At 39.7% G+C, this 17,930-nt stretch carries 15 protein-coding genes; 6 read left to right on the top strand and 9 right to left on the bottom strand.

Features of this window, described 5'->3' with window-relative positions:
* Positions 1-33 precede the first annotated feature (33 nt).
* Complete coding sequence (locus QSE00_RS07270) at positions 34-735, top strand: DUF4197 domain-containing protein (protein ID WP_110357665.1); 702 nt, start codon at positions 34-36, stop codon at positions 733-735.
* 496 nt (positions 736-1,231) lie between these two features.
* On the opposite strand, the gene QSE00_RS07265 is transcribed toward QSE00_RS07270, so the two are convergent.
* The 3 genes from QSE00_RS07265 to prfA form a co-directional block, all read right to left on the bottom strand.
* A complete protein-coding gene (locus QSE00_RS07265; protein ID WP_110357664.1) occupies positions 1,232-2,011 on the bottom strand; it encodes an alpha/beta fold hydrolase in 780 nt (259 codons plus the stop codon).
* A 381-nt stretch (positions 2,012-2,392) separates the two neighbouring features.
* A complete protein-coding gene (gene pyrF / locus QSE00_RS07260; protein WP_286105457.1) occupies positions 2,393-3,220 on the bottom strand; it encodes an orotidine-5'-phosphate decarboxylase in 828 nt (275 codons plus the stop codon).
* A gap of 5 nt (positions 3,221-3,225) precedes the next feature.
* Complete coding sequence (gene prfA, locus QSE00_RS07255) at positions 3,226-4,302, bottom strand: peptide chain release factor 1 (RefSeq protein ID WP_110357661.1); 1,077 nt, start codon at positions 4,300-4,302, stop codon at positions 3,226-3,228.
* Between the two features lie 387 nt (positions 4,303-4,689).
* Here prfA and QSE00_RS07250 point away from each other — a divergent pair, with 387 nt between their 5' ends.
* A complete protein-coding gene (locus QSE00_RS07250; protein ID WP_110357660.1) occupies positions 4,690-5,352 on the top strand; it encodes an ATP-binding cassette domain-containing protein in 663 nt (220 codons plus the stop codon).
* On the opposite strand, the gene QSE00_RS07245 is transcribed toward QSE00_RS07250, so the two are convergent.
* From QSE00_RS07245 to QSE00_RS07230, 4 genes are all read right to left on the bottom strand, one after another.
* Positions 5,341-6,231: an FAD:protein FMN transferase gene (locus QSE00_RS07245; protein WP_110357780.1), complete on the bottom strand. Its 891-nt coding sequence runs from the start codon at positions 6,229-6,231 to the stop codon at positions 5,341-5,343. The genes QSE00_RS07250 and QSE00_RS07245 overlap by 12 nt on opposite strands.
* Positions 6,232-6,581: 350 nt before the next feature.
* On the bottom strand, positions 6,582-7,022 hold the full coding sequence (locus QSE00_RS07240; RefSeq protein ID WP_110357658.1) for a QcrA and Rieske domain-containing protein: 441 nt from the start codon (positions 7,020-7,022) through the stop codon (positions 6,582-6,584).
* Between the two features lie 50 nt (positions 7,023-7,072).
* A complete protein-coding gene (locus QSE00_RS07235; protein WP_286105456.1) occupies positions 7,073-8,251 on the bottom strand; it encodes an AIR synthase related protein in 1,179 nt (392 codons plus the stop codon).
* An 89-nt stretch (positions 8,252-8,340) separates the two neighbouring features.
* Positions 8,341-10,527 (bottom strand): glutamine synthetase III family protein, encoded by a 2,187-nt coding sequence (locus QSE00_RS07230; protein WP_286105455.1) that lies wholly within the window; start codon positions 10,525-10,527, stop codon positions 8,341-8,343.
* A gap of 197 nt (positions 10,528-10,724) precedes the next feature.
* Between QSE00_RS07230 and QSE00_RS07225 the strand changes: the two genes are divergently transcribed.
* Positions 10,725-11,738 carry a glutamine synthetase beta-grasp domain-containing protein gene (locus QSE00_RS07225; protein ID WP_110357656.1) on the top strand — a complete coding sequence of 338 codons (1,014 nt, stop codon included), beginning with the start codon at positions 10,725-10,727 and terminating at the stop codon, positions 11,736-11,738.
* Positions 11,739-12,984: 1,246 nt separating this feature from the next.
* On the opposite strand, the gene QSE00_RS07220 is transcribed toward QSE00_RS07225, so the two are convergent.
* The gene (locus tag QSE00_RS07220; protein WP_110358218.1) at positions 12,985-13,923 is read right to left on the bottom strand and encodes a calcium/sodium antiporter; all 939 of its coding nucleotides are present in this window, start codon (positions 13,921-13,923) and stop codon (positions 12,985-12,987) included.
* A gap of 708 nt (positions 13,924-14,631) precedes the next feature.
* On the opposite strand from QSE00_RS07220, the gene QSE00_RS07215 reads away from it, so the two are divergent.
* From QSE00_RS07215 to QSE00_RS07205, 3 genes are read left to right on the top strand one after another with little or no spacing between them, the layout of a single operon-like run.
* Entirely contained in the window at positions 14,632-15,648 is a 1,017-nt protein-coding gene (locus QSE00_RS07215; RefSeq protein WP_286105453.1) for a DHH family phosphoesterase, read from the top strand.
* Positions 15,645-16,190 (top strand): gliding motility-associated peptidyl-prolyl isomerase GldI, encoded by a 546-nt coding sequence (gene gldI, locus QSE00_RS07210; RefSeq protein WP_110358216.1) that lies wholly within the window; start codon positions 15,645-15,647, stop codon positions 16,188-16,190. Before QSE00_RS07215 ends, gldI begins: the two co-directional genes overlap by 4 nt.
* 11 nt (positions 16,191-16,201) lie before the next feature.
* Positions 16,202-17,308 (top strand): peptidylprolyl isomerase, encoded by a 1,107-nt coding sequence (locus tag QSE00_RS07205; RefSeq protein ID WP_286105452.1) that lies wholly within the window; start codon positions 16,202-16,204, stop codon positions 17,306-17,308.
* Between the two features lie 154 nt (positions 17,309-17,462).
* Here QSE00_RS07205 and QSE00_RS07200 read toward each other — a convergent pair whose 3' ends face one another.
* Positions 17,463-17,924, bottom strand: coding sequence for a CBS domain-containing protein (locus QSE00_RS07200; protein WP_110358214.1), 462 nt, complete (start codon positions 17,922-17,924; stop codon positions 17,463-17,465).
* Positions 17,925-17,930 lie beyond the last annotated feature (6 nt).

The following is a 17,930-nucleotide window of genomic DNA, read 5'->3' as shown; positions in this document are numbered from 1 at the left end:
CATTAGTTATAGATATAACTCTAAAATTTTAAAATGAAAAAAATCTTATTAGCCGTAATCCTTTTCCAATTTATTGGATGTGCGGAATTACAACAAGTGGTAAATCAATTACCCCAAGGAACTTCCATTGGCAATGACGAAATTGCAAATGGACTAAAGGAAGCCCTTAATATGGGAATCGACAAACAAGTAAGTAAGCTTACCCAGACCGATGGTTTTTTCAGAAATGAACTGGTGAAAATTATGCTCCCAGAGGAATTACAGAAAGTAGATAAAACCCTAAGGGATATAGGCCTTTCCAGCCTAGCTGATGAAGGCTTGAAAATACTGAACAGGGCGGCAGAGGATGCCGTAGGGGAAGCGACACCCATTTTTGTGAATGCGATAAAGGGAATGACCTTTAACGATGCCAAAAACATACTTTTGGGATCGGACAATGCTGCAACCACCTACCTGACCAATGCTACCCAGACAGAACTCTACAATAAATTTAACCCTGTGATTAAAAACTCCTTTGAAAAAGTGGGGGCAGATAAGATCTGGAGCAATCTAATTACCAGGTACAACAACATTCCCCTTACGAACAATGTAAATCCGGACCTTACGGATTATGTTACGCAGGAAGCCCTGAACGGCGTATTTACGATGATTGCAGTTGAAGAAAAAGAAATTAGAAACAAGGTTTCCTCAAGAACTACGGATGTGCTGAAAAAAGTATTTGCCCTACAGGATTAAAAATGAAGAAATTATGGACATTTTACACAATATATCCAATTAGCTAGCGTTGTATTTAAACAAGTACCTATTACAACCTTTAATTTACCTATAGTAACAATACAGTTATCCGTTATACATAAAGAATTTGAGTTAGTATTTTTTTGAGTTAGTTAGTTTAAAACCGGTGGGAGCACCGGTTTTTTTGTTTACGATGTAAGCTGTTTACGGATCAGGAACAATTGTTGTGTTTATGCAAATATTGTTATGGAAAAAATAGCTTAATAAAAGGTATTTTAGCGCGCCAAAAAGGGGTGGATCCAGCCTGTTTTTCCCTATTTTCATATACGGCCTATATACGGCTTATCTATGGCTTATCTATGGCTTATCTACGGCTTATCCCCGGACAAGACATTTGTTACTTTTTACCCCATGTTCCACTGAATTAAACTTTTAATTGGATCCAGTGATAATGTTATACCCAATCGCAGTTATTCCCCACTAGAAAATACTTTAATTATTTTACCAAAAGATATTTTATGACGGTATCATTAAAAAACCGGGGCTGCTCCACGTTCACTACATGTCCACAGTTTTGTACCACTATTAGTTCTGCACTTTTATGATCCAACACAATTTGCTTAATAGTAGGCAAGAACAAATAGTCCTCTGCTCCCATGACGTAAAGTGTAGGGATTTTTATATCCACCGTTCTAAAGAATTGAAGCAAGGGATTAATCTCCGAGGTCAATTTAAACCAACGAATAAATTCTTTTTGGTACAATTTTTTCGCCTCGCGAACAAAAAGTAAACGCGATTCCTTGTGGTTCTTATTGGGCATAATTACAAAGGCAAAAAATTTGTACAACCATAAATAAGGGACTATGGATTTTAAAATAACCCCAAGTCTCATCAGTATTTGCGACCTCAGGTTCAATTTCATGATGGCCCCTCCCATGATCATGCTCTCCACCCGATGGGGATGTTTCTCCGCTAAGTTTCGAATTAAAATTGTGCCAAGGGAAATTCCAATAAAATGAGATTTTTCAATCTTTTCAAAATTGATAACCTCCAGAATATCCTCGGTTATATTGTCAAATGTATATTTATTCTTGAACGCATCCTTTAGATGTACCTTAGAATTTCCATGTCCCCTTAGATCCAACAGAAGCACATTAAAGTGTTTTTTAAATTCCCTAAGCTGTTTATACCATATAGTGGAGCTACCTCCGGCACCATGCACAAAAGTCACCCATTTGGTAGAGGTTTTATGGCTATGTATATTATAACTGATCAATTTTCGTTTTTTATAAATGTAGTGTTAATTCCAATACACTTGATAGGGTTAATTAAATCAATAAACACTTTCCAACATGGCACCCATCTGAAAAATTAGACAAATTACCTGATTATTAGTCAAATGCCCTTTCGGCCAACCCTCCGTAAACCTTGTTTCTAGTTATATTTGTAAGAAAAAAAATTATATGGAAAATCAATATTGCAAAGTTGGCTCTGTCTCCCCAATGAACAACGGTTCAAATGAAATTAGCCTTTTGGAATCCCAATACCAAAACTTTATGGACAAGGCTAGCAGCACAAAGTATTCCGATTCAAAACTTGCCGAATTTTTTGAATTGAAAGCTACAAAAATCCAAAAAATCATTCAAACCCTGGCACATTAGATAATCTGGCGCTCCTTAAGCTCCAGACTCATTTCCTGCTGTAAATCCTTTGCTTTATCGGCAGAAGCCTGTGCAAAATTTTCTTGGTCCGATGCATAAATAATTCCCCTGGATGAGTTTACCAAAAGACCTATGTTATCGCTCATTCCATATTTACAAACTTCGGCCAAACTACCTCCTTGTGCCCCTACTCCCGGTACAAGAAGAAAACTGTTTGGAACTATATTTCTTATTTCCGTTAGAAAAGTAGCCTTTGTTGCTCCAACCACGTACATTAAGTTTTCCGAATTTTCATAGGTTTTTGAAATCTCCAGCACCTGTTTGTACAGCTCCTTTCCTTCCACCATTTTTGTTTGAAAATCAAATGCACCCACATTGGAAGTTAATGCCAGTAAAATGGTATGCCTATCCTTAAAAGCTAAAAACGGCTCCACGGAATCCCTTCCCATATAGGGGGCTATGGTTACCGAATGGAACCCCAAATCTTCAAAAAAGGCTTTGGCGTAACGGGTGGAGGTATTACCTATATCGCCACGTTTGGCATCTGCAATAGTGAATATTTCAGGGTAATTGACATTTAAATAGTGAATGGTTTTTTCCAAAGCCTGCCATCCCTTTATCCCATAAGCCTCATAAAATGCGATGTTGGGCTTGTAAGCAACACATAAATGGTGTGTAGCATCAATTATTGCCTTGTTAAAGGCAAATATGGGATCTTCCCCCCCTAATAAGTGCTTTGGCACCTTATCCAAATCTGTGTCCAATCCAATACAAAGAAAGGATTCTTTTTTTCGAATCTGCTCAACTAGAAATTCAGTGGTCATAGAAATTAAAATATCTCAGAGGCTTCCTTTAATTTCTCTGTATTCTCAACCAAACTTAATTCGTCTATAATACGTTGAATATCGCCATTAATAATATTTTGCAAGTCGTAAAGCGTTAATCCGATCCTATGATCCGTTACCCTACCCTGTGGGTAATTATAGGTTCTAATTTTAGCAGAACGATCCCCACTACTTACTTGCGAATTTCTCTTGGCGGCATCTTCCTCCTGTTTCTTTGCCAATTCCATATCATATAAACGCGACCGCAGAACCTTAAATGCTTTTTCCTTGTTTTTATGCTGGGATTTCTGGTCCTGGCACTGTGCCACCAAACCTGTTGGAAGGTGGGTTAAACGTACTGCGGAATAGGTTGTGTTAACGGATTGACCACCTGGACCTGAAGAACAGAAAAAATCTATTCGTACCTCCTTAGGGTCTATCTGCACATCAAAATCCTCTGCCTCCGGTAGCACCATTACCGTAGCGGCACTGGTATGTACCCTTCCTTGGGTTTCGGTCTGTGGAACTCGTTGTACCCTATGAACCCCAGCTTCAAATTTAAGGGTCCCATAAACATCCTCGCCCGTTACCTCGAACTGAATTTCCTTGTATCCGCCACTAGTACCTTCACTTAGGTCTATTACGTTCGTTTTCCACCCTTTGGACTCGCAATATTTGGTGTACATTCTAAAAAGGTCTCCAGCAAAAATACTGGCTTCATCCCCTCCAGTACCCGCTCTTACCTCTACCACCACGTTTTTGGAATCTTCCGGATCTTTAGGAATCAGCATCAATTTAATCTCCTCCTCCAATTTTGGCAATTTTTCCTTGGCCTCCTCCAACTGCATTCTGGCCATATCTACCATTTCAGCATCACTGCCATCGGCTAGAATCTCCTCTGCCTCGGATATATTATTGGTATACTCCAAATAAAGATCCCTCTTGTCCACTAGTTGTTTTAAATCTTTATACTCCTTATTTAGCGCCACATAACGCTTCTGATCGGCGATAATACCAGGCTGGATTATAAGGTCCGAAACCTCATCAAAACGCTGCTTTACTATGTTTAATTTATCTATCATATACAAACTACACTTGGACTGCGAATTTACGATAATTTTGTACATTTAAGCATATCCTATTTAATAGATGAATTCAATATTCAATTTTAGAACCTTTCAATTGAGTTTCCTCTTTGCCAAGCCATACCTTTGGATATCCTTTTTAATTACGGTTTTTATGCTTTTTAGCGGGAGTATATTTTTTAAGATTTCCCACTTAAATACCATGATCCTGATTTCCAAGATAATATTCCATATAGGGGTCTTCATGACGTTTTTTGACATAGGATTGCGAAGACGTTTAACGTTTTATCACAATTTCGGCCTGTCCAAAACAGTCCTTATCTTAATTTCATTTCTCTTGGACAGCTTCATAACCCTATTATTCATCAACATCGTCCGTTTATTTTGACCTTGGAAATAGACAGCGTTGATTTGGAGTTTGATGGCAAAAAAGTCCTGTACGGCATTTATATAAAATCCGAACACGGAAAAGTTACCGGGATCCTCGGAAGAAATGGCAGTGGCAAAACTTCCTTGCTGAGAATTTTATTTGGGGATCTAAAACCTAAATACAAGAACATCCGTTGCAATGGAAAGTGCCTGCCCAGACCTTTGTACAGAACAGGGAGAATAGCTTACTTGCCCCAACATCCACTTTTACCTAAGCATTTAAGCATTCACCGGGCATTTGAGCTATTCAATGTTTCATGGGAGCAGTTCATGAACCTTTTCCAAAGTTTTAAAGAATATAAAAAGAAAAGGATAAAGGATTTATCCAGTGGGGAAATTAGAGTTGTTGAAACTTACTTAGTACTTATGTCCAACAAGGAAATTATACTTCTGGACGAACCCTTTTCATTTATTGCACCAATATATGTGGAGAAATTCACAGCCCTGATCAACCAAGTAAAGAAAAGGAGTATTATTATCCTGACCGATCATTTTTACAATGACATTTTGGCTGTAAGTGATACGGTCTATCTTCTTAAAAATGGTTGTTCCAAAAACATAGAAGACATGGAAGAACTTAAAAGGGAAGGCTATGTTAACCAAGGCTCAATTGAATAGGATACCGCTGCTTTTGTGCATTTTGTTATTACCGTCCACTATAATTGCCTCGGTCCCCTTTAATTGATTTATCAATGACATTCCAGAATCTACCCCAAGGACAAATATAGCCGTAGCCAGGGCATCGGAAAATTCTGCGGTTTTTGAAAACACCGACACACTATTTATCCCTGAAATTGGGTTTCCTGTTCTGGGATCAAGAATATGGGAATATTTCCTGCCATCAAAAGTGATATATTTATCATAACTCTCGGAAGTAGCTACGGAAGATTCCAGAACGGGCAGCCACGAAAATATTTTATCCTTGCTCAAGGGATTTGCAATCCCGATCAACCACTTTTCCCCTGTAGCCTTGGTACCCCATGTGGTTAGATCACCGGAAGCGTTGATGACACCTGCGCGTACCTGCTTCCCTACCAACAGTTCTTTGGCCATATCTGCAGCGTAGCCCTTTGCTATACCTCCGAAACCTATCTTCATGCCTTTCAAGCGAAGGAAGACGGTGTGATCCACCTCGTTCAGGATAATCTTTTTATACCCCACCTTGCTTACCGAATGTATAATTTCGTCCTTTGTAGGCTTGAATTTCATGGAACCATCAAACTTCCAGATATTATCCATTCCCGCAAAGGTAATATCGAAAGCCCCGTTGGTTATTTCAGAAATCTGATTGGCTCTTTCTATTAGCTTATATAACTCAACACTTACCTTTACCGGCTTAATTCCTGCATTTTTATTGATCAATGAAGTTTCTGATTCCTCGTCCCAGGAAGATATCATTTTTTCTATCCTTTTAATTTCCGATACGGCCTCCTCTATATTTATATAACCTATTTCCTCATTGTCTGCCACTACGGTAATATCAAATTTATCGCCCATTAAGTGCACCGATCGTTGTACGGTAACGTACTTAGGCTCCTGGGCATGGCCCACAAGCAACTTGCAACAAACTAAAAGGAAAAATATAATCCTCACCCTGGAACAACATTAGATATTAAACTTTTTCTCTTATTGCCTATAGTAAATATATGGCCATCATAGGCCCAAGTTCTACTTATTGTACAACAAAATACACTGACCATTGCGGTATTGCTTGGCACCGGAATTCCAAGCCACCTCCCAATGCGAACAAATAACACAGGACAAGTTCCGAAAACAGAAAATAAGGGTCCGAAGAACGATTTTAAGTAAAATCCCATACATGTAAGTAGGTTAAAAATCGGATTTGGTTATTCAAAAACACGAAGAATCTGCCCGTTTAACTCTGTTTTGAATATTTTTAGGGGCTTGGCCGGAACACTGTCTACTTGATTCAATGGTGTGCCATCCAATTCAAATCGCGATCCGTGTACATCGCAGTGGAAAATACCGCCATTACTTGTCGTAAAACGAACTTGATCATAGGACTCATGACTACAAACCTGGCTAGCGGCCACAAAGTTACCATCCAGATCTTTAACGACCACTACCAATTTTTTTAAAATAAAGCTACCGTTATTTGCCAATTTTGCTCCCTCGGAAGAATTCAAATCAATGGTGAAGTCTACGCTGTCAGGGACTTCCACAATATCGCCATTGTCATTATCTTTGGAACAACCATGCAAGCAGGGAAAAGTAAGTGCAAATGCCGCACCTGTGCCTAAAGTCCTCAAAAACTGCTTTCTTTCCATATCATAATTTCTTTATAAAAACAACGTAGGAAAAAGGGTATTCGTATACCTTAATACACAAAGGTACCGTACTCACTTTTAATTGTGAGCTTTTTAACAGAATTTGCTTCCACTTTCCCCACAATTTGGGCTGAAACCCCAAAGCTTTCCGAAATTCCAATGAGGTCCTCGGCGATGGAGGGATCAACATACAATTCCAACCTATGGCCACAATTAAAAACCTGATACATCTCCTTCCAATCGGTGCCCGATTCTTCTTGAATTAATTTGAACAATGGTGGAACAGGGAATAGATTATCCTTAATAATATGGAGCTTATCTACAAAATGAAGAATTTTGGTCTGCGCACCTCCGCTACAGTGTACCATTCCATGAATATCCTTAGCGGTGTATTTACCTAGAATTTTTTTTACAATTGGAGCATAGGTCCGGGTCGGGGACAACACTAATTTTCCTGCATCCAAGGGGGAATCCGGGACCTCATCGGTCAACCGCACATTCCCGGAATAAACCAAATCCTCGGGCACGGCCGCATCGTAGCTTTCCGGATATTTTTGCGCCAAGTATTTTGCAAAAACATCATGTCTGGCAGAAGTAAGCCCATTACTCCCCATGCCCCCGTTATATTCCTTTTCGTAGCTCGCCTGCCCAGCAGAGGATAGTCCAACTATTACATCGCCTGCTTCAATATTGGCATTATTTATAACCTTATTTCTTTTTAATCTTGCTGTCACTGTGGAATCAACGATAATGGTACGCACCAAATCCCCTACATCTGCCGTTTCCCCACCAGTAGATCTTATTGTAATTCCGTGTTTTTCCAGATCCTCTATCAACTCTTCCGTCCCGTTGATAATAGCTGAGATGACCTCGCCCGGAATTAAGTTCTTGTTTCTCCCTATGGTAGAGGACAACATAATATTATCCGTAGCCCCCACGCAAATTAGATCATCCACATTCATGATCAAGGCATCTTGGGCAATTCCCTTCCAGACCGAAACATCGCCGGTCTCTTTCCAATACATATAGGCCAAGGAGGATTTGGTTCCGGCACCATCGGCGTGCATCACCAAACAGTACTCATCATCATTGGTAAGGTAATCAGGGACAATTTTGCAAAAAGCCATGGGAAACAATCCCTTATCAATGTTTTTTATGGCTTTGTGCACGTCTTCCTTGGAAGCAGAAACCCCTCTTTGATCGTATCTTTTGCTGTTGGATGAGCTCATGAATAAAAGTTTGCGACAAAAATAGGAGAATCCATAAAAAAAAGCCCACTAATTGTGGGCTTTTAATTCAATAATTTCCAAATGTCCAATTATTTAATAAACAAAAGTTCCCTGTACTTGGTCAGAGGCCACTGTTGATCGCCTACCAATTGCTCCAATTTATCACAATGGTAACGTATTTCATCAAAATAGGGCCGTACACTATCACAATAAGCAATGGCCTTTTTGTTTATATCGGTCATATTGTTGGCTAACTTTCTTTCGTCTACCATAGCATCGGTCTTCATTTTTATAGCCTGAATATGCTCGGAGATCCTTTCTACAATATCCAACTGGCTTTCAGACATTTTTTTGTAAGCGGCTCCATAAATTTCCTTTAAGCCCACCACGTTTTTTATCAATTTATTCTGGTATTCCACGGCGGCAGGTATAATATAGCCATAAGCCAACTCATTAAAGACCCGCCCTTCTATTTGAATATGTAGGATATATTCTTCCAATTCCACCTCTTGCCGAACCCTTACCTCGGTTTCGCTCATAACGTTCATAGACTTGAACAATGCCAAACTTTCTTCGGAGGTAAGCACCTGTAGCGCCTTGGGTGTGTTCTTGTTATTGCTCAAGCCACGTGATTTGGCCTCATTTTCCCAAGCTTCACTATAGCCATCTCCCTCGAACCTAATTCTTTTGGAGGTTTTGATGTATTCACGAAGGACATTAAAAATAGCTTCATCCTTTTTAAGCCCTTTCTTATCGACCAATTGATCTACCTCCTTTTTGAAGGCCATAAGTTGCTTGGCCACAATGGTATTTAGTACCGTCATTGGTTTGGCACAATTCGTCTTGGAACCTACGCCTCTCATTTCAAACTTATTGCCAGTAAATGCAAAAGGCGAGGTGCGGTTGCGATCCGTATTATCCAATAAAATTTCAGGAATCTTACCTACCACATTCAATTTTAGTTCCGTCTTTTCCTCTGGTGACAATTTCCCTTTGGTAACCCCTTCCAATTCATTTAAAACCTCATTCAATTGTTCCCCTATAAAGATGGACAAGATAGCCGGAGGCGCTTCATTGGCACCCAACCTATGGTCATTTCCGGCAGAAGCAATGGACGAACGCAATAATTCCTCATAATTATCCACTGCTTTTATGGTATTCACGAAAAAAGTTAAAAACTGTAGGTTTTTCATGGGGGTGGATCCCGGGCTGAGTAAATTTACCCCAGTATCCGTGCACAACGACCAATTATTATGTTTCCCTGATCCGTTTATATCCTTGAACGGCTTTTCATGGAAAAGCACTTTAAAATGGTGTTTGTCCGCAATCTTTTCCATGACATCCATCAGCAACAGATTGTGATCTACGGCCAGGTTTGTTTCTTCGAAGATAGGGGCCAACTCAAATTGATTAGGGGCAACTTCATTGTGCCTGGTCTTTACCGGAATCCCCAATTTGGTGCACTCCATTTCCAAATCTTTCATGAAGTTCAACACCCGATTTGGAATAACCCCAAAATAATGATCATCCAATTGTTGGCCTTTGGCCGCGGATTGTCCTATTAATGTACGGCCCGCCAAACTTATATCGGGCCGTGAATAGGCCAAAGACTTGTCTATTAAGAAATACTCCTGCTCCCAGCCCAAAGTGGCATATACCTTGCTTACATTTTTATCAAAGAATTTTGCCACTGAGGTCGCAGCCTCGTCCATGGCGTTCAATGCCCTTAATAGCGGGGCTTTATTATCCAAAGCCTCGCCTGTATAGGCCACGAACACCGTAGGTATACAAAGAGTGGTGCCGTACAGGAATGCCGGTGAGGTGGGATCCCAAGCAGTGTAGCCCCTTGCCTCAAAAGTATTCCTTATTCCTCCATTGGGAAAACTGGACGCATCCGACTCTTGTTGAACCAACTGGCTGCCACCAAACTTTTCCATTACCCTTCCCTCCGGCGAAAAATCAAAAAAAGCATCGTGCTTCTCTGCTGTGGTTCCTGTAAGTGGTTGAAACCAATGGGTGTAATGTGTTGCCCCCATGGAAATTGCCCAGGTCTTCATCCCTTCCGCCACCTGATCCGCAACTTTTCTGTCTATTTTAGCTCCGGACACCACAGCTGCCTTCACCCTGTCATAGGCATCCTTGGTGAGGTATTGTAGCATACGCTCCTCATTAAACACATTTATCCCAAAATATTCCGAACGTCTACCGGTTTCCTCCACATCCATTTCAATCCTGGTATGACTGCTTGCTATGGCCTTAAATCTTTGATTTGACATAAATTGATTTTTTGACAAAAATAACAATTCATTAAAATAATTCACATAAAATACATATTTAATAATTTACCCCTAAAAAAATAGGGGTCTCAAGAAAAATATAAACATTATTGTCATTTAACCCACTAAAAAATGGCATATATGATGGAAATTATTATTTTTGTCTGCGTTAATAATAAAAATCAACAATACATATTATGAGCAAGTCTAAATTAGAATACATTTGGTTGGATGGGTACGAGCCCACTCAAAACATGAGGAGCAAAACCAAGGTTGAGGAAGATTTCAGTGGTAAACTGGAAGATTGCCCAATCTGGTCTTTTGATGGAAGTTCAACCCGCCAGGCCGAAGGAGGATCTTCAGACTGTGTGCTAAAGCCCGTAGCAATTTATCCTGATCCACATCGTATTAATGGCTACTTGGTTATGACCGAGGTCATGAATGCGGACGGTACCCCACACGTATCCAACGCTAGGGCCACTATTGAGGACGAAGACAATGATTTCTGGTTTGGATTTGAGCAAGAATATTTTATAATGGACACCAAAACAGAACTTCCTTTAGGATTCCCTAGAGGCGGATACCCTAAACCACAGGGTATGTACTACTGTTCCGTTGGTGGTCTAAATACCCATGGGCGTGATTTGGTTGAGGAACATGCAGACGCATGTATAGCAGCCGGTCTAAACTTTGAAGGTATCAATCAAGAAGTTGCATGCGGACAATGGGAATTTCAATTATTTGCCAAAGGTGCCAAAAAAGCAGGTGACGAAATTTGGATTGCAAGATATCTACTTGACAGATTAACCGAGAAACACGGTTACTATATTGAATACCATCCTAAACCTCTTGGAGATACCGATTGGAACGGATCAGGTATGCATGCAAATTTCTCCAACACTACCTTGAGAACTTGTGGTTCCAGGGAAGTTTACGAAAAAATATGTGAAGCCTTCCGTCCGGTTGTCAAAGAACACATTGCCGTTTACGGTGAGTTCAACGATCAGCGTTTGACTGGAAAACACGAAACAGCTTCTATCCACGACTTTAGCTATGGTATTTCCGATAGGGGCGCCTCTATCAGAATTCCGATCATTACAGTTCAAAAAGGCTGGAAAGGTTGGCTGGAAGACAGAAGACCGGCATCCAACGGTGATCCGTACAAAATAGCAGGTAGAATCGTTAAAACGGTTAAATCCGCCAAAATATAAAGAGTATAAAAATAATTGTTGATTATTTTTACCGACCGTTCCTTTTGAAAAAGAGGGGCGGTTTTTTTATGTGTTCTATTTTGTGTCAGCCCTGGGCTACACTGCGCATTTTCCAACCCATAATCACTGTAACCATGGGGTTCAACCAGGATCAGGAACAATTGTTGTGTTTATGAAAAAAGGGATTAATTTGATCAGTCGTGTTTTTTTGAGCAACAGTTTTAATTAATAGGAGCAATTTAGTAAAACCAATGATTAAATTATTCTTTCATTTTACTCAAGTGGTTTTTATAGTTTTTTAATGGTTTTCGTGAATCTTCGATTTCTTTGCTTGTCCAAAGAAAACGAAACAAAAGAAAAGACCCTTCTTCGCTAGGTGGTCCCTAAAATCTCTGGATTTTAAGGACCGATGCCATGGCCTAAATTATTTCCAAGGCTTCAATAATTCTTAACGGCCATGCCATCTCCACGACGGAAGAAGAACGACCAAACCATAGACCTTGAGGGCAATGCCAAAGGTTTTTAATAACGGAAAATGACTTATCCCCACATGAAGGTTGACGCAACAAAAGGACTGGCCTATTTTCAATTTACTCAAGTGGTTATTATTGTTTTTTATAGGTTTTCGTGAATCTTCGATTTCGTATTAAATCAAGTGGTTTTCACATTGGAAGGTGGAAGGCGTCCATAGAGCATTTCACCCAAGTGAAAGCGGCCTGGACGCCGGGGCAGTGGAAAGTGCGTAGATTTAAAGAAATTTAAAATCAGCTTGGCCATGGCTACAGCTGGCTCCTCCTAACCACAAGGTACCCCGTACCTTGGTTAGTAGGCCCTGTTCGTTTTTTATTCATCGGCTGGTCTATTGATTTTTAAAGGTATTCATGAATGCTGCGCATTTGGGCGATGCAAAAAATGAACAGGACACAAAAATGAGATAGTAGATTATTTCTTTTTCTAATTCACACACAACTTTTGGGATTGATCCTTCAACCATAAACCGTACCTAAAATAAGGGCAGCTGTTTTTCTGAATCCAAAGGCACACCCCGACCAATAAATTTTCTTGCTTATCAAGTTCTGTACATGCAAAAAGTAAACTACCTCGGGGCAAGCCCGTGAGGCATTCGTAGGAAACGAACTTTAATTTTCGAGGCAAGCCTCTGGGTATTATACCCTTTGGCGGTGCCAATAAACAAAGTAATATTGTTAGGCCCAAAACCGTCGATAGACATATCTGGCCACCACCTTTAGCGTATGGTTAAATATACAAATAGCACGTATGTCGCCAAAAGCAACAATCCGTCCCTCCATCCCAACCTCAGCCCCTTGGGCAAAAACACTAGCGGAAGGATTAAAAAGGATATGCCCAACATCCAAAAAATATCGCTGGTAAGCAAGCCTTGGTCCAACACTTTAATAGGGGTAATCATTGAGGTAATGCCCAAAACAGCCAACAGATTGAAAATATTGGACCCTATTAGATTTCCCAAAGAAATTGCCTTTTCTTTTTTAATTACAGCAATAATAGAAGCCGCCAATTCTGGTATGCTGGTCCCGATAGACACAACGGTTACCGCAATTACACGGTCGCTAACTCCATAAAAGGTAGCAAGCCCCACTGCACCCTCGATCAGCAGTTCAGAACCTCCCCAAAGGGCAAGTCCGCCCAAACCCAAAAACAACATCGTCTTATACAAAGGCAGGGGAACATCATCCTCAGGCAATTCATCCACAACTGCGGTTTTCTGAAAGCGCAATAGATACACCAAGAAGACAAAGAGTACCACCATCATAATAAAGCCCTCGTATCTTTGCAATTCCCCATCAAAATAAATAAATATGAAAAATAAAAGCGATGCCAACATCATTACCGGCCAATCCGTAGTATAGAAGCTCTTTCTAACCTCTATACTTCCCAGCATGACGGTTATTGCCAACACCAGACCCAAATTGGCAATATTGGAACCAACAACATTCCCCAAGGCCAAATCCGGAAAGCCCTCCAGAGCAGCTTTTATACTTACTATCAATTCCGGGGCGGAGGTTGCAAAGGAAACCACGGTCATACCTATAACGATCTTTGGAATATTTAGTTTTAACGACAAGGCAACTGCCGCCTTTAAAAGCCAATTGCCACCTGCAATCAATAAAACAAGTCCCAGAACAATAAAAAGTATATCCAGCATCAAAAAAATTTTCAACAAATATAATCAAGAATCCGACCTTTTCCCTGCCGAATCTACCTTTCAAAAAAAACTATGGAATTAAAAAAAAATGGCCCCACAGTTAAGGTCGATTTTAAATGAAAGTCACAAAAAATGGACTTTTTCAAATCAAATCCCCCTTGTGTTCTGAAATTCTCCCAAAAACACCTATTATTTAATGACAGTTTAATATCATTAATTAATTTTTTAATTACATAATGAAACAGCTTTCAAGACAGCAATTGAAAATATATAATGCGAATGATTAATATAGTTACAACATTGTATTCAATTATATTAAATCCATCATCAAATTTTGGAAATCTGCTTAGGTTATGTATATCTTAAATGGATAATCGATTATTTTACTATTCATTAACTATTAAAACCTGAATTATGATTACACTGACTAAAATTTTATTGATTTTGATTATTTCATTGTTTTTTAAGAAATAAAAACAACAACATATAGGCCTATATTTAAAATTAAGGTCTCCCAATATCAATTGAAGGGACCTTCTTTCCCCTCCTCATTATTTAAGATTTAACTACCTAATTGGCATTGATAAGGGTACATACACCCAGCCCATAAAACACCTTCCAGGGAAATTGCATAAGTTGGAGTGGCAATATTGCAAAAATAGAATCGTGGAATAATGGCGTTTATTATTAAATTGTATCTTTGCGCGCATGAATTTAGAGATTACGAAGGCAATTAGGGGCTTATTGGACGAACCCCAGAAAATTGTGATAATACCGCACAAAAATCCGGACGGAGATGCCATTGGTTCTACTTTGGGATTATGGCACTATCTCAAGGGCAAAGGTCAGGATGCTACCATCATTGTTCCCAATGATTTTCCAAAATTCTTAAAATGGATGCCGGGAAACGAACAAATAGTAAATTTTGAAAGGGAATCCTCAGCAGCAAAAACTCTAATCAATAGTGCTACCGTAATATTTACTTTAGATTTCAACCACCTGGGAAGGATTGGGCAACTACAACCCTTACTGGAAAATTCATCGGCCCTATTTGTGATGATAGATCATCATCAGGAGCCAGCTAATTATGCAAAAATTACCTACTCCGATGTAAGCATGAGTTCTACTTGCGAAATGGTTTACAACCTTATCGAAGGACTAAACGATGTGGAAAGTATCACCCCGGACCTGGCAATTTCTTTATACACCGGTATTATGACCGATACAGGGTCTTTTAAATATTCGTCCACCACCAGTAGGACACACGCAGTGGTTGCCAAATTAATAGAGAAAGGCGCCAAGAATACGGAAGCACATAACAAGGTTTATGATACCAATACACCTAGTAGATTGCATCTTTTAGGTTGTGCTTTAAAAAACATGGTCATCCTAGAGGAATTTAAGACGGCATTTATCACCTTGTCGCAAGACGAACTGGATACCTACAATTACAAGAAGGGGGATACGGAAGGATTCGTGAATTACGGTTTAACCTTGGAGGGAATTGTTTTTGCGGTTATTTTCATTGAAAACCGTGAGGAAGGAATTATCAAAATATCTTTTAGGTCTGAAGGTGATTTTTCTGTAAATGAATTTGCCAGGACTAATTTTAACGGAGGCGGACATACCAATGCCGCGGGGGGGCGAAGTGATGTTTCCATGGAAGAAACCATTAACCATTTTAAGTCACTACTGCCCCAATATAAAGAGGAATTAAACGCATGAAACACCTACTATCCCTTTTGCTTGTTATCGCCTTCTCCAGCTGCAAAGGACCGGAGCCACGCAAGCCTGTTAAAGTTAAATCAGGAAGTATATTACAAAAATCCGTGGAACGCAACAAGGACTTATTGGCAAAGGAAGAAGAACAGATTATGGCAATTATTAAAAATGACTCCATGAACACCTATTTCTCCAGCGGAATCGGCTCTTGGTATCATTATATCGCCAAGAACGACCAGGCCGATTATTACCCCAAAACAGATGACCTGGTTACGCTACAATACAATGTCATGACTTTTAACAATGATACCATATATTCCAAAGACGAAATAGGAACCATAACCTATAAGGTAGATAAGCAAGACCTATTCCCTGGCTTGCGCAACAGTATAAAACTTTTAAAAGAGAAGGAAAGTGCAACATTTTTGTTCCCCTCCTCCCTATCCTATGGTTATCATGGGGACAATAATAAGATTGGGGTAAACGTCCCCATTAAATCTACCATTACCATTTTAAATATAGACAAACAAAAAGAGAACAATTAAAATTAATTACAATGAAGAAAATTTATTTATTATTGGCAGTAGTATCCATGGCATTTTCCAGCTGCAAGTCCAGTAAGCATGCTGACCTGGGAGACGGAATTTTTGCGGATATTAATACCACCAAAGGTGAAATCCTCCTTAAATTGGAGTATCAAAAGACCCCTTTGACAGTTGCCAATTTTATATCCCTGGCCGAAGGAAACAACCCATTTGTTACAGACAGCTTAAAGGGCAAAAAATATTATGACGGTATCATCTTTCACAGAATCATAAAGGACTTTATGATTCAAGGCGGGGATCCTACCGGAACGGGTATGGGAAATCCTGGATATAAATTTAAGGATGAATTTAACGATTCCCTTACCCATAATAAGGCCGGTATCCTATCTATGGCCAATTCGGGACCTACTACCAACGGGAGCCAGTTTTTCATTACCCACAAGGAAACTCCTTTTTTAAATGGTAGGCACACTGTGTTTGGTGAAGTTGTTAAAGGAATGGATATTGTTGATTCCATTGCCAATGTTAAAACTGCAGAAGGTGACAGACCTGTTACGGATGTAGTTATGAACACCGTTAAAATTATCAGAAACGGTAAGGAAGCCAAAAAATTTGATGCGGTGAAGGTAATGAGCGACTACTTTGCCGAGGCAGAAGAGAAAGTCAAGGCGATGGAGAAAATGAAAAGCGATTTCGTTGCCCAAATTGCCACAGAGGAAAGCAAAGCAGAAGAACTACCATCCGGGCTTAAAATATTGACCCTAACTGAGGGCAATGGAGAAAAACCCAAAGTGGGGCAAAAGGTAAATGTACTATATGCAGGGTATCTATCGGACGGATCACTATTTGACAGTAATTATGAAGAGGTAGCTAAAAAATATGACGTTTATCAGGAGGCCAGAAAACAAGGTCGCGGTTACGAAGCCATTCCAATGGACTACAGCCCGGAAGCAAGGATAATCCCAGGATTTAAGGAAGGCCTTATGCAGATGAAGGTCGGGGATAAGGTTCGTTTGTTCATACCTTCCCATTTGGGTTATGGAGAAGCCGGATACGGCCCTATTCCACCAAATGCCAAATTGGTTTTTGATCTGGAAATTACTGGAATAGCCCAATAATTATATTCCAAAAGATAAAAAATCCTTGTTGACCTCTCTATAGGGGATCAACAGGGATTTTTTTTGACCTATTTGATTATAGCGATGCATTTCAGTACCACAAAACATCAGCAGCAAAAAAGACGGACCTTTCAACCAAATCCATGTAAGGAATCTATTTCCAGTTTTGTGATTTGAGTTTTAGGGTAGCCTTTAATATATCTTTCTGGGAAATTTGCCCCACTAACTTTCCATTCTCCACTATTGGAAAACGTCTGCGTTTTTCATTCAAAAACTTATTGGCCGCATCAAAAATATTCATATTGCCATCTATGGTTTCCACATTTTTTATCATGTGCCCTTCCACTGTCATATTGGAGCTTGGCAGATTATGATATCTGTTTTCACTAATGTGCTTGATACAATCGCCTTCCGAAATAATGCCTATCAATTCATTCTGATCGTTTACTACCGGTCCACCTGAAATTTTATACTTCAAAAGGGCCACGATTACTTCTTCAACAGATTGCCCAGGTTTAAAAGTAATCAGTTTTCTGGTCATATAATCACAAACCCGAAGCGGTGCTTCCTCACTGGGTTGCTGTACTCTAGGCCCCTGAAAACTTTTGATTCCCATAGCTTA

The organism is Arenibacter flavimaris, assembly GCF_030291335.1.
In the GTDB taxonomy this organism is placed as follows: domain Bacteria; phylum Bacteroidota; class Bacteroidia; order Flavobacteriales; family Flavobacteriaceae; genus Arenibacter.
The sequence above is the reverse complement of the archived record's forward strand: the minus strand, read 5'-3'. Positions and strand labels throughout refer to the sequence as shown.

Bases quoted from the DNA above. Each gene is read 5' to 3' on its own strand.
- gldI (WP_110358216.1), top strand. From the start codon at position 15,645: ATGAAACACCTACTATCCCTTTTGCTTGTTATCGCCTTCTCCAGCTGC.
- QSE00_RS07215 (WP_286105453.1), top strand. From the start codon at position 14,632: ATGAATTTAGAGATTACGAAGGCAATTAGGGGCTTATTGGACGAACCC.
- prfA (WP_110357661.1), bottom strand. From the start codon at position 4,302: ATGATAGATAAATTAAACATAGTAAAGCAGCGTTTTGATGAGGTTTCG.
- QSE00_RS07235 (WP_286105456.1), bottom strand. From the start codon at position 8,251: ATGAGCTCATCCAACAGCAAAAGATACGATCAAAGAGGGGTTTCTGCT.
- QSE00_RS07220 (WP_110358218.1), bottom strand. From the start codon at position 13,923: ATGCTGGATATACTTTTTATTGTTCTGGGACTTGTTTTATTGATTGCA.
- QSE00_RS07200 (WP_110358214.1), bottom strand. From the start codon at position 17,924: ATGGGAATCAAAAGTTTTCAGGGGCCTAGAGTACAGCAACCCAGTGAG.
- pyrF (WP_286105457.1), bottom strand. From the start codon at position 3,220: ATGACCACTGAATTTCTAGTTGAGCAGATTCGAAAAAAAGAATCCTTT.
- QSE00_RS07240 (WP_110357658.1), bottom strand. From the start codon at position 7,022: ATGGAAAGAAAGCAGTTTTTGAGGACTTTAGGCACAGGTGCGGCATTT.
- QSE00_RS07225 (WP_110357656.1), top strand. From the start codon at position 10,725: ATGAGCAAGTCTAAATTAGAATACATTTGGTTGGATGGGTACGAGCCC.
- QSE00_RS07205 (WP_286105452.1), top strand. From the start codon at position 16,202: ATGAAGAAAATTTATTTATTATTGGCAGTAGTATCCATGGCATTTTCC.
- QSE00_RS07230 (WP_286105455.1), bottom strand. From the start codon at position 10,527: ATGTCAAATCAAAGATTTAAGGCCATAGCAAGCAGTCATACCAGGATT.
- QSE00_RS07270 (WP_110357665.1), top strand. From the start codon at position 34: ATGAAAAAAATCTTATTAGCCGTAATCCTTTTCCAATTTATTGGATGT.
- QSE00_RS07245 (WP_110357780.1), bottom strand. From the start codon at position 6,231: ATGGGCGATAAATTTGATATTACCGTAGTGGCAGACAATGAGGAAATA.